This window comes from Marilutibacter maris, from assembly GCF_003233695.1.
GTDB classification, from domain to species: domain Bacteria; phylum Pseudomonadota; class Gammaproteobacteria; order Xanthomonadales; family Xanthomonadaceae; genus Marilutibacter; species Marilutibacter maris.
The window spans coordinates 399,323-411,065 of record NZ_CP029843.1; the positions used below are offsets into that span (position 1 = coordinate 399,323).

Sequence of the window (11,743 nt, forward strand, 5' to 3'; positions counted from 1 at the left end):
TTGTTGCCGGACATTCCGCCCTCGATGCCGAGGGTCCACCCCAACCGTTTCACCCGTTGGCTTGGTCGCGCGGTATTGCGGCTGGGGGGATGGCGGGTGGTCGGCACGATTCCCGACCTGCCCAAGCTGGTGATGATCGCGGCGCCGCACTCCTCGAACTGGGATGGCATCTGGGGGTTCGCGGCCAAGATCGCGCTGGGACTGGATGTGCGGGTGCTGGGCAAGCACCAGTTGTTCTGGTGGCCGCTGGGGCCGCTGTTGCGGCGGCTGGGGGCGATTCCGATCGACCGCCGCGCGCCGCGCGGGATGGTCGAGCAGGCCGCGGCGATGATCCGCGAGGCCGAACGCATGTGGTTCGTGATCGCCCCGGAGGGCACCCGCAAGCCGGTCAAGGAGTGGAAGTCGGGGTTCCTGAAGATCGCCCGCGCCGCGGGGGTGCCGGTGTTGGCCGCCTATTTCCACTATCCGGAGCGGGTGATCGGAATTGGCGAGGTGTTCCATCCCAGTGCCGACCCGGCCGCGGACATGGCCCGGATACGCCAGTGGTACCGGCCCTGGATCGGGCGCAACCGCGGTACCGTCTAGCGGACCGGTCGCCGTCCGGAGGTTGCGCGGGGGCGCCCTTCGGGTGGCACTCGATGGGGCAATCTGGCATGTTTCTTGCATCCGTTTTTGTGATGCAGGACGCGGTCAAATGTCGACTGCCGTCGCGTGACAGGAGGTTTCGATGCGGTCGGTACGCAAACCACAGGGGTGCTGGCGCCATGCGGCGCCGGTGGGCGGGCGCTGAGCCATGCCCGTCGCCGCGCACACCCTGTCCGCCCTGGGCCCGAACGCGCTGATCAGCGCGCTCGGGCTGCTGCGCGGACCGGAGCGTACCGTTCCCGCTCCGGACGAGGACTGGCGACTGGCTGTGGTCGACGTCGTCATCCATACCCGGGGGCATCAGCACGACATCGCCTATTGCCTGGCCTCGCTGCTCGCGCAGGACCATCCGGTCCGGCGCCTGGTCCTGATCGATGACGGCGGCGCCCTTGGCGACCATGCCGTGCAGATCGCCTCCGAATTCGCCCTCGCCAATGCGATGCCCCTGGAGGTCATCGAGCGCAAGTGGTCGCTGGGGCGGGCGCCGACCCTGAAGCGCCAGGCGCGCGAGATGGACTGCGATGTGCTGTTCGTGATCGACGGCGACGTGGTGCTCGAGTCGCCGGACTACATCCGTCGCTGCGTGCAGACCTTGTACGAGGGGGCGGGCATCGCCAGCGTCGCCGGCACCAGCCGGCCCATGCGCGCGCGCGACCGTCGGCGCTGGGCTACCGGCGACGGCTTCCGGCGCTGGGTCGCCAGCGATCCGTATATCGATCCGCGTCTGCGCGGGGACCGCTGGCATCGCCTGACGACGTGGCTGGCCGCGGCCTTCCACGAGTCCACCGGTCGTTTCCAGCAGGGCTTTCTCGATCGCGGACAGATGGCCCTGTTCGGCGGTATCGCGGTCTCCCACGGCCGCGCGACGGCGTACCGGCGCGGCTATCTGAAGGACGTGTTCGATCGTTTCGAGCCGATCTACGGCGACGCCCTCACCGGCATGCCGGACCTGTTCGTGGCGATGGCGTTGAACAACGAGGGCTACCGCAACGTGCGTCTGGCCGATGTGCACGCGCACGCACCGGTGCGGTCGCTGGAGCAACTGCCGCTGCGCCACGGCCGCGCGACCTCGGCCTACATGCAGAGTTGCGTCGAATTCGATGCCCTGCTGCGGAGTCCGTTCAAGTGGCCGCGGCGGCTGTGGCGGCGCTGGCGCGCCAGCGCCCGCGGGACGCCGGATGCGCGCCGTGTGGTCGAGGCCTATCGGCAGCCATTCGGAGAGCGCCTGACCCGCGAGCAGGGGCGGCCGATCGGCTGGGCGCAGGCGGCGGCCGCGCTGGACAAGGTGCTGGTTCCCGCGCTGGCGGTGGCACTGGTCGCGCTGGGCATGGCCGGCGCGGCGCTGGGCCTGCTGCTGGTCGATGCCGTGGTCTGGGTTGCCGTGGTTGCGGCTACCGCCACCGGCGGTGAGCGCATGCGGGTGCTGGGCCGGGCGCTGGCCAGTACGCCGTTGCGCTCGCTGTTGATGTTCGCCGATCTGCTGACCGTGGTCGCCGGGATGTTGAGGCTGGCGCCGGCGCCGTTGCGATTGCGCCGGGCCGGCTGAGGCGGATGGCCCGGCGGGGCGTCGCCGCCGGGCCGACGACCGGCATTACAGTCGCCGGGGCGTCAATGTGATCGCGAACAGTTCGTTCTGGATGTCCGGGTCGAACTTCGCCGGCGACGACTCGCCGGAGTCGTGCAGATTCTCGAGTTCGGGGGAAAGGTAGTTGCGGCAGGCGAAGTAGCGGGTCTTCGGCCGTCCCGCGCGCAGCTCCTCCAGACTCAGGTCGGGCGTGAAGCGGATCGAGCGTCCCCTGAGCCGGGTGTTGAGCAGCGACATCCGCCAGTGGCGCGTCGGCTCCACGCCCGGACCGGCATCGACCACAAACGCGTCGACCGCGACTTCGGTCGTATAGACGCCTTCGCGCTCCTTGCCGAACACCAGCGGCAGATTCTTGCTCGGGGCGAGCGCCTGCAGCGGCTGCAGCGGCCCGCCGGGGATCGCATCGCCGTCGGAAAGCTCGTACTGGACCCAGCCGCCGATATCGGCGAACGGTCCCGGCGCGCCCTGGATCACCATCGCGATCTCGTAGCGCTCGCTTGGCTGGGGGTTGAGCCGGGTCGTGGGTTCCTGGCGGGTGTGCGTAGCGGTCGCACCCGCGGCGCCGGTCGCCAACGGGGCCTGGCCGCTTGCCCCCGGAGCGGTCGCTTCGCGACGGTAGGACGGAGCCGCGTTCGAGGTGTCCGGCATGGGAACGTGCGGCTGAGCAGGCGCCTGACGCACGTCGGTTGCCGCCGGCGCTGGCGCGGATTCCGGCGCCGGCTCCTGGCGTGGCGCGTACGAGACTTCCGCTGCTGGTGCTGGTGCTGGTGCCGGCGCATGCGAGATTTGCGGCATCGGCGCCTGGCTTGGCGCTGGCGTCGGTGCCGGTTCCTGCGCCGGCGGACGATGCGGTTCCGGCGCATGCGAGGTTTGCGGCATCGGCGCCTGGCTTGGCGCTGGCGTCGGTGCCGGTTCCTGCACCGGCGGACGATGCGGTTCCGGCGCGTGCGAGGCTTGCGGCATCGGCGCGTGGCTGGGTGCGGGCGCCTGCGTCGGTGCCTGCACCGGCGGATGATGCGGTGCGGGCGCGCGCGAGGGCTCCGGTGCCGATGCCTGGCCTGATTCGGGCGTGTGCGTCGCCTGCGGCATCGGCGCGTGGCCCGGCGGCTGTGACGCCTCCGGCATCGGCGCATGACTGACGGGCGCTGCCTGCTCGATCGCCTGCAACAGCTCGCGTCGGGGCGGCAGCGGCCGATAGGGCGTGGCCGGCTTGCGCCAGGGTTCGACCGGCAGGCCGCCGACGGGTGGTGGGCCGAGGTCGCGGCTGACGCGCGCGTTGACCAGCTCCAGGTCGCGCAGCAGGGTCAGCTCGTACAGCGGATCGGACTTCGGTGCCTGGTCGGGGGCGTCGGATGGAGTCGTCACGGGGTCCTCAGCGCCTGGGTGGTGCTCCTGTCCGCGGCGATGGCGGGGGGCATGTTCGAACTACCGGTTTCGGACATCGACACCTCCGGCACCTCGACCTTGGGCAGCAGCCGCTTGGTGAAGTAGCGGTCCTGGTAGTAGCGGATTTTCTCGCATTTCACCGGGTGCGGCAGCCCTTCGTACAGCACGATCTCCTTGTCCGGGCCCATCGCCTTGAGTTCCTGCGGCAGCATCAACGCACGCTTCTCCTGGGTCTCGGCATAGGAGGTGCTGCGCCCCTGGCCGCGCGAACGGGTGCGGTTCTTGCGGTGCACGGTGGTGTAACCGAGCATCTCGGAGTAGTCGTTGGCGTCCTGCTGCTCGCGCGGCGCGTAGATGATCTGCAGGGCGTGGTTGGTGATGATCGTCCTCGACAGTTCCTTGCCGTAGACCGCGTCCAACTGGGCCATCGACTGGATGATCGGCAGCAGGCGCAGGTTGTAGCCGGCCATGTAGGCCACCGCCTTGGAGATGATGTCGACCCGGCCCAGCGCGGTGAACTCGTCCATCAGCAGCAGGCACTGGTGCTTGAGTTCGGGATTGTTCTGCGGCAGTTCCTTGGTGTTGACGTTGATCAGCTGGCTGAAGAACAGGTTCACGATCAGCCGGCTCTCGGCCAGCTTGTTCGGCTGGATGCCGATGTAGATCGTCATCTTGCGCTTGCGCACGTCGTCGAGGCGGAAGTCGTCGGCGCTGGTGGCCGCATCCAGCACCGGATTGATCCAGGCGTTGAGCGGTTCCTTGAAGCTGCCGATGATCGAGGCGAAGGTGACGTCCGCCTGCGACAGCAGCCCGGCGAAGGCGGTGCGCGCGTTGGCGCTGAGGAACGGCTCCTGCGACAGCTTCTCCAGATACGGTTTGAGTTCCTGGCCACCGGTGTCGGAGGACAGCCGATAGACACCGCCCAGGGTCGGCGGAGTCGCGGCCGCGCCCTCGTGATCGGCGCGCTCGAACAGGTACAGGGTGAAGGCCATGAAGGCATTGCGCGCCTGGCTGGTCCAGAACTTGTCCTTGTCGTCGCCATCGGGGTAGAGCATGGCGGCGATGCTCATCAGGTCCGATACCCGGAATGCCGGATCCTTCGAAACATAGGTCAGCGGGTTCCAGCGGTGGGTGCGGCGATCGTCGGCGAACGGATTGAACAGGTAGATCTCCTGGCCCTGCTGCGCGCGCCAGCCGGAGGTCAGGTCGAAGTTCTCCTGCTTGATGTCGAGCACCACCACCGACTCGCCGTACTCGAGCAGGTTGGGGATGACCACGCCCACGCCCTTGCCCGAGCGGGTCGGCGCGGCCAGGATCACGAACTGCTGGCCGGCCAGGCGCAGCAGCTTGCCGCCCATCTTGCCGACGACGACGCCGTTGCTGGCCGACTTGAGGAACCCCTTGCTGGCCAGCTCGCCCAGCCGGGCGAAGCGGGCATTGCCATGGAGGCCCTTGCGCATGCCGGCGCGCAGCGCCAGCAGCCCGCCGATGATCCAGAGCAGGGCCGGCAGGCCGAAGCCGATCACGCCCGCCAGCTTGACCCGGCCGCCGAACGACTGCATGCGCGGGTGGTCGAGCAGCTGCATGTAGGTCCACCAGGTGTTGAACTTGAGCGCGCCGGTATCGAGCTTCATGAACGACAGCGCCAGCCAGCCGGAGGCGTACAGCCCGGCCGCAATCGTCAGCAGGGCAAGGACCAGAAGGAAGATGATCTTGGATTTGGACACGACTTCAACCTGTCACTCGATGTTTCGTAGGGGCATGGACCGGAACCGTCCGCGGTGGCGCGCGCTCAGCGCGCCGAATCGCGCCGGGTCGATTGCCCGGCGGCGGGCGCGGCGGTATCCACCAGGATATAGTCCGGATTCTTCGACCAGCGCGGCTGGCCGTCGACCAGTTTCATGCAGGGCTGGCCGTCGCACGAGGTCACGGTCACCTGCTTGAGCGCCTGCATCACCTCGGCCTGGACCTGGGTGCGCTGGATCTTCTTGACGTTGTTCCACAGGACGAAGCTGGAGCCGGCCAGGGTCAGGAACGCGGCGGCGCCGACGGCGATGATCGACTTCCATCCCATCACCCGCATCCGCGTGCCGATCGCGGACTGTTCGCGCTTGAGCTGGTCGCTCATCTGCCGCAACTGGGTGGCGCTCTCGCCGATGGCCTTGGTCGCGGCGCCGACCTCGGCCGCCAGCGCCTGGCGCACGGCGGTCTGGGCGTGTTGGACCAGTTCGGTCTTGCCGGCCGCGACGACCTGGCCGAGGTCGCCTTCGACCCGTTGCAGGGCGCGACTCAGTTCGCGCGCGCTGTTGTGCTGCTGCTCGGCGGCGCTGGCGCATCGACGCTCCAGATCGGCGGCGAGAAGCGCCGCTTTCTCCAGGAAGTCGATCATCTCGTTGTACTTCGGATCTGACATGGCGTGATCTACCGGTCGATAAGGGCCGCGGCGGAGCGCGTCCGGCAGCGGCCGCGGCGCGCCGTCGGCGCGCATGCGATGCCGGCCGGGCAATGGGGCGAGTCGCTGCGTGGGGAATCAGGGGCGTGGATCATCGAGCCTCCGGTGCTCGTGCGGTTCCGCGTTGTCCGGTCGGGGCGATCGCACGATTGCGATGGCCGCGGGCGGGTCGCCGTCGCGATGCGGGGCCGACCCGGTGCGGAAGTTGGGGTACGCAGCGCAAGCCTCACCCTCTTGCGGCGCGACGACATGCATCGTCTAGCACTCCGATTCGGCGGCAGTCAAGGCCGGTGCCAGCGCGGTCGGCGATTGCCCGCCGCCGAACCGCTACCGGTCGACACTCTGCCACGACGATATTTCAGCACGATCGCCAGGCCCGCCAGCAACAGCCCGGCCAGTCCCGCCCAGGACCACGGGGAGCCCGCCGCCACGATGCCGTCGCCGCCGTTGCGGGAAAGGCGTTCCTGGGCCTTGGCCAGCGCCTCGTCCTGGATCGCGATCACCTGCTTCATCTCCTCGTTGGATCCTTCCAGCTGGGCGACGCGTTGGCGCAGGTGCTCGATCTCGACCTCGCGGCTGGCGATGGTGTCCTCGGTCGCGCCAGCGGCATGTCCCGCGGTCGCGCCGGGTGGGCTCGTCTCCGCGGAGGGGTCGGGCGGGGCCGGCTCCTGCGCCGGCATGATCTCGAGGCGACCGGGTCCGGCCGGACGCTCCGCTGCCGCGGCACTGGCGGCGATGTCGGATTCGACCGCGGCCAGCGCCGCGCTCATCTCCGAGGCGTCGACCGAGTCCGCGCCCTGGTTCCAGGCCTGGATCTGCAGGTGCACGAGTCGGCGGGCGTGCGCGGGCCCGATCGCGGTGAGTTCGGATTGCGACGGCAGCCGCAGCACCGCGCCGCGCTTGAGGCGATTGATGTTGCCGCCGATGAAGGCGTCGGGGTTGGCGACCAGCAGCGCGGCGAGCGCCTGTTCGTGGTGGGCGCCGCCGCCGTCGATGCGCGCGGCAATCCGAGCCAGCGCCTCGCCGGACTTGACCGGGCCATAGCGCTGCCCGCCCCGGACCACGGGAGTAGCGGTCTTGGGCTGCGCCGGTCTGGCTTCCGCCGGCGCTTCGGGCCGGGGCGGGCGTGCCGCCACCGTCGGTGCCGGCTCGGAAGCAGGGCGGGCCGGCGTGGCCTCCGGTACGGGTTTCGGTTCCGGTTCCGGTTCGGGGCGTGGCCGGGGCGACTGCAGCGGGATTGCCGCGGCCTGCGCGCGCTCGGGCGCCGGCGGCGGTATCGGGCGCGGCTTCGGCGCAGGCGGCGTCACCGCCAGTTCGATCGGGGCCGCTTCCGTCGCCGGCATCGCCAGCTCGATGGGCGCGACCGGTTCGACGGCTGCGGGGTCGGGGCCCACGGCAATGGTGGGCCCGGTTTCCGGAAGCGCGATCGCCGGCGGTTCCGCCACCGGCATCGAGGCGGGATCCTGCAGCGCCACCGAGAACTCGCGGATCATCTGTCCCGAGTCCCATTCGAGCTGGACCAGGAAAGTGAAGAAGGTCTCCTCCACCGGTGCGGCGGTGGTGACCCGGATCACCGGCGCGCGCGCGGAGTCGATCACGGCGAAGCGCAGGCCGGCGACCGCGCCTTGCGGCCGGGTCAGCCCGACCCGCGCGAACACCACCGCGGGCGCCAGTTCCGCACGCAAGCCGCGCAGCTCCTCCGGTGTGGCCTCGATCGGGATCTCGGCCAGCAGGGGCTGACCCTGGGCCGAGCGGATCCGGATCGGCTCGATATCCAGTGCCTGTGCCGGCGAAGCCAGCATCAGTCCCAGCAGCATCCATATCCTGTAACGCAATCCGTGCACCGTTATGAAGTTTGGTCTAGCGGCAAGTGGTGAATAAATGTGACATCAATCACTTTATTTGCGGCCGGAAGTCGGTTCCAGCGAGTGTCGGCCGTCCCAAGCATACGGGGGCGGACGTGGCTTGACGAGTTGTCGCGAACACCGGTACCTTAAAAAAGCCCACCTCTAACGTGGGTGGAAATGGTTCGATGAAATGGCATGTTGATGCAATGCTCCGAAGCGATTCGGACGAGTTGTTCCGGGCCCTCATCGAAGTATGCGTTTGAAGGATTGTTGTAACAGGGGGAACGGAAGGACATGGCGGCCATGGAACGGGCTACGCGCCTCGCGAAGCGGCGCTTTGCCCTTTGTAATCGGATTGATTCCGCTGCTGCGTGGCCTTCCTCGCACGCTCCCCGATCCCGCTTGCCTGCAGGGCCCGTTGGCGCCCTGGAGTCGTTCGTGTCCGCCATGTCCGTGCGCGCCGCAGGGTGCGCGCGGGTGGCCTCCGTTTGCATTTCAGCCGAAGAGTGACGCCGTGAACTTCCCTGTTTCTTTCGTGGTACGCCGCATCCTCGTCGCAATTGCGCTGCTGGCCGTGCTGGCCGGCTGTGGTACTCCCGATGCGCCCGGTGTCCGGGGCCGCTGGAAGCCGGTCAACGGCTTTGCCGAGGCGCCGGAGGCGATTCCGCTGCAGCCGACCTACCTGTTCCAGGCATCGCCCGCCGACGGCACGCTCAAGAACATGCTGAGCCGGTGGGCGCGCGACAGGAAGGTGAGTTTGTCGTACCTGCATGAAAACGACTACACCCTGTACGAGCCTGTCGCCGACATCCACACCACCGACTTGCAGGCCGCGCTGGGCGCGCTGAGCGACGCCTACGCCGCGCAGGGCGTGGTCATCGCCCTCGAAAACAATCAGATTGTCGTCCGTGGCGCCGCCATGGCGCCGGTCGATGCCGGGAACTGATCGGGGCGCGCCATGTTCGGAAGCAAGAAGACGTCGTCGCCCCAGATCGACCAGGCGGTCGCCCAGGCGGTCAACTATGAATTGACCGTGGCCGATATCGCCCGCCGCAGCCAGCGCCGGGCATGGCTGGTGGCCTGGTGCGCGATCGTGATGTCGCTGATCCTGGCCGGCGGTTATTTCGTGTTCCTGCCGCTCAAGGAAAAAGTGCCGTATCTGGTCATGGCCGATCCCTACACGGGTACCGCGACCGTGGCGCGCCTGCAGGGCAATTTCGGCAACAACAGCATCACCACCCAGGAAGCGGTCAACAAGAGCAACGTCTCCCAGTTCGTGCTGGCGCGCGAGTCCTACGATTCGGGCCTGATCGGCGACCGCAACTGGTACACGGTGTTCTCGATGGCCGGAGAGCGGGTCGCGCCCGCGTACCGGGCCATCTATTCGTCGAAGAATCCGCAGCGGCCTTCCGCCGTGTACGGCGCCACCAAGGCCGTCCATGTGCGCATCGTCAGCATCCACCTGCTGGGCGGTGGCGGCGGCAAGCCCTACACGGGGGCGACGGTGCGCTTCCAGCGCAGCCTGTACGACAAGACCACCGGGCAGTTCACCCTGCTCGACCGCACCGGCAAGATCGCCACGCTGGAGTTCAGCTACAAGCCCAACCTGAAGCTCAGCGAGCGCGATCGCCTGCTCAATCCGCTCGGCTTCCAGGTCACCGAATACCGTGTCGAGAACGACTTCGCCGAGGCGTTGCCTCCGGAGCCCGCGTTCCCGTCGCCTGACGAGCTGCGGCAGCGGCTGCAGCAGTCGGTGCAGCCCGGCGCCGAGGGCGGCGATGCGATGACCCCTGGGGCTTCCCCGCCGTCCGCCAGTGCGGTCGACGGCCAGATGCCAGCCAATCCCGATGGAGCGCTGCCGGCAAACGTTCCCGCCGAGGCCGATCCTGCCGATGGAGCCAATATCCGATGAATCATCCGAGCAAGCTGCTTTCGTGTTTTGGCCTCGTCCTGGCCCTGGTGTGCGTGGCCTCGACCGCCCGCGCGCAGGCCGTGCAGGAGTATGAGTACGAGCCGGACCGCATCTATCCCGTGCGCACCGGCCTGGGCATCACCACCCAGATCGAACTGAGCCCGCACGAGCAGATCCAGGACTACAGCACCGGCTTCAGCAGCGGCTGGGACCTGACCCGGCGCGGCAATGTGTTCTATCTGCGCCCCAAGAACGTCGATGTCGACACCAACATGATGGTGCGCACCGCGACCAATTCGTACATCTTCGAGTTGAAGGTGGTCGCCACCGATTGGCGCGCGCTGGAGCAGGCCAAGTCCGCCGGCGTCCAGTACAAGATCAAATTCGTCTATCCGGGCAGCACCGAGTTCGCCGCCGCCGCGGCGGTGGTCGAAGAGCCGGATACGGAGATCGAGACGCAGATCGATCCGGACCGCGGCTATCACTTCAACTACGAATTTTCCGCGCCGAGGCGGGCGCCGAAGTGGCTGGTGCCGACGACGGTCTACGACGACGGCCGCTTCACCTACGTGCGGATGAGCGATCTGGCCGAGTTCCCGACCGGCAACTTCCCGGCCATCTTCGGCCGCGAGCGCGAGCACAGCGACGACTTCATCGTCAACACCACCGTCGAAGGCAACACCATCGTCGTTCACGGCACCTATCCCTACCTGGTGATCCGCCACGGTAAGAACGCCGTCGGCCTGCGCAGGAGGCAGCAAAAGTGAGTCAGAACACGCCGAACAATCCCCCCGGTCAGGGGCAGGACCCGCAGGCAAATCCGTACTCCGCCAGCTGGCAGGAGCGGGCGCCCGACCTCGACATGGGCGCGCCGCAGCTCAAGGCCGACGACGCCCAGCGCCTGAATCGCAAGGCGCTCATGTACCTCGCCGGCATCGTCGGCCTGCTGATGGTGACCGCGATCTGGCTTGCGCGCGGCATGTTCGGCGGCGACGACTCCGACCGCAGGCAGCCTCCGAAGGAGGAGCAGGTGGTGATCCCGGATGCCCCGACCGAGGTGGCGCTGCCGCAGCTTCCGCCGGAAGAGCCGGTGCAGCCGGTGCCGCTGGCCGAGCTTCCGATGCCGCCCGAGGCGCCGCCGCCGGTGGCCGCCCAGCCCGCCGGCCCGCGCGGGCCGACCCTGCTCGAACGCCGGCTTCAGGGCCTTGAGCAGGGTGGGGTGAGCGATCTCACCACCACGCCGCCGGAGATGCCCAATCTGGACGCGTTGTCGAACGACGATCCGGCCAGTCGCATGCGCCGGGCTCCGGCCAGCGCGCAGCCGCTCTACAAGCCGGACACCCTGCTGGTTCGCGGCACCTATATCCGCTGCGTGCTGGAAACTCGGGTGGTGACCGATGTTCCAGGTTTCACTTCCTGCATCGTGACCGAGCCGGTGTACTCCATCAACGGCCGGCGCCTGCTGCTGCCCAAGGGCTCCAAGGTCCTGGGTTCCTATGGCTCCGGCGCGGTGGGCGGTGAGCGCGTGGCGGTGGTGTGGGACCGCATCACCACGCCCAACGGGCTCGACATCAACATGAGCAGCCCGGGCGTCGACAATCTCGGCAGTTCCGGGCACCCCGGGCACTACGATGCCCACTGGCCCCAGCGGATCACCTCGGCCCTGTTGATCAGCATGATCAGCGATGCCTTCAAGTACGCCGGTGCCAAGCACGGGCCGCAGCAGGTCGACATCAGCAACGGGACCGTGGTGCAGAGCCCCTACGAGAGCAATACCGCCAAGACGATGGAGCGGTTGGCGAACGCGGCGCTGGACAAGAGCATGGCGCGTTCGCCGACGGTCACCATCAACCAGGGCGAGATCGTCAACGTCTACGTCGCCCAGGACGTCGACTTCTCGGCCGTGCTGCGTTGAA

9 protein-coding genes and 1 pseudogene are annotated in these 11,743 nt (G+C 68.3%); 6 read left to right on the forward strand and 4 right to left on the reverse strand.

The window, feature by feature from the left end; genetic code table 11:
• The first annotated feature begins 24 nt into the window (after window positions 1–24).
• Window positions 25–585: a lysophospholipid acyltransferase family protein gene (locus tag C9I47_RS01820; RefSeq protein ID WP_111267904.1), complete on the forward strand. Its 561-nt coding sequence runs from the start codon at window positions 25–27 to the stop codon at window positions 583–585.
• Between the two features lie 208 nt (window positions 586–793).
• Complete coding sequence (locus C9I47_RS01825) at window positions 794–2,191, forward strand: glycosyltransferase family A protein (RefSeq protein WP_111265217.1); 1,398 nt, start codon at window positions 794–796, stop codon at window positions 2,189–2,191.
• A 45-nt stretch (window positions 2,192–2,236) separates the two neighbouring features.
• Here C9I47_RS01825 and C9I47_RS01830 read toward each other — a convergent pair whose 3' ends face one another.
• The 4 genes and pseudogenes from C9I47_RS01830 to C9I47_RS01845 all read right to left on the reverse strand — a co-directional run bounded on the left by C9I47_RS01830 (window position 2,237) and on the right by C9I47_RS01845 (window position 7,885).
• A complete protein-coding gene (locus tag C9I47_RS01830; protein WP_111265218.1) occupies window positions 2,237–3,595 on the reverse strand; it encodes a hypothetical protein in 1,359 nt (452 codons plus the stop codon).
• A 68-nt stretch (window positions 3,596–3,663) separates the two neighbouring features.
• Window positions 3,664–5,343 (reverse strand): annotated as a pseudogene (locus tag C9I47_RS01835) (type IV secretory system conjugative DNA transfer family protein); the annotation flags it as partial.
• Between the two features lie 65 nt (window positions 5,344–5,408).
• The gene (locus tag C9I47_RS01840) at window positions 5,409–6,029 is read right to left on the reverse strand and encodes a hypothetical protein (protein WP_141483258.1); all 621 of its coding nucleotides are present in this window, start codon (window positions 6,027–6,029) and stop codon (window positions 5,409–5,411) included.
• Window positions 6,030–6,349: 320 nt separating this feature from the next.
• The gene (locus C9I47_RS01845) at window positions 6,350–7,885 is read right to left on the reverse strand and encodes a FimV/HubP family polar landmark protein (RefSeq protein WP_111265220.1); all 1,536 of its coding nucleotides are present in this window, start codon (window positions 7,883–7,885) and stop codon (window positions 6,350–6,352) included.
• Between the two features lie 544 nt (window positions 7,886–8,429).
• Here C9I47_RS01845 and C9I47_RS01850 point away from each other — a divergent pair.
• From C9I47_RS01850 to C9I47_RS01865, 4 genes are read left to right on the forward strand one after another with little or no spacing between them, the layout of a single operon-like run.
• The gene (locus C9I47_RS01850; RefSeq protein ID WP_223250234.1) at window positions 8,430–8,861 is read left to right on the forward strand and encodes a hypothetical protein; all 432 of its coding nucleotides are present in this window, start codon (window positions 8,430–8,432) and stop codon (window positions 8,859–8,861) included.
• Window positions 8,862–8,873: 12 nt separating this feature from the next.
• Window positions 8,874–9,827, forward strand: coding sequence for a virB8 family protein (locus C9I47_RS01855; RefSeq protein WP_111265221.1), 954 nt, complete (start codon window positions 8,874–8,876; stop codon window positions 9,825–9,827).
• Window positions 9,824–10,594, forward strand: a complete 771-nt coding sequence (locus tag C9I47_RS01860) for a TrbG/VirB9 family P-type conjugative transfer protein (RefSeq protein WP_111265222.1) — start codon at window positions 9,824–9,826, stop codon at window positions 10,592–10,594. The genes C9I47_RS01855 and C9I47_RS01860 overlap by 4 nt, the downstream gene beginning before the upstream one ends.
• Window positions 10,591–11,742, forward strand: coding sequence for a TrbI/VirB10 family protein (locus C9I47_RS01865; protein WP_111265223.1), 1,152 nt, complete (start codon window positions 10,591–10,593; stop codon window positions 11,740–11,742). The genes C9I47_RS01860 and C9I47_RS01865 overlap by 4 nt, the downstream gene beginning before the upstream one ends.
• The last annotated feature ends 1 nt before the right edge of the window (window position 11,743 follow it).

Bases quoted from the DNA above. Each gene is read 5' to 3' on its own strand.
- C9I47_RS01820 (WP_111267904.1), top strand. From the start codon at position 25: ATGCCGAGGGTCCACCCCAACCGTTTCACCCGTTGGCTTGGTCGCGCG.
- C9I47_RS01825 (WP_111265217.1), top strand. From the start codon at position 794: ATGCCCGTCGCCGCGCACACCCTGTCCGCCCTGGGCCCGAACGCGCTG.
- C9I47_RS01840 (WP_141483258.1), bottom strand. From the start codon at position 6,029: ATGTCAGATCCGAAGTACAACGAGATGATCGACTTCCTGGAGAAAGCG.
- C9I47_RS01845 (WP_111265220.1), bottom strand. From the start codon at position 7,885: ATGCTGCTGGGACTGATGCTGGCTTCGCCGGCACAGGCACTGGATATC.
- C9I47_RS01855 (WP_111265221.1), top strand. From the start codon at position 8,874: ATGTTCGGAAGCAAGAAGACGTCGTCGCCCCAGATCGACCAGGCGGTC.
- C9I47_RS01860 (WP_111265222.1), top strand. From the start codon at position 9,824: ATGAATCATCCGAGCAAGCTGCTTTCGTGTTTTGGCCTCGTCCTGGCC.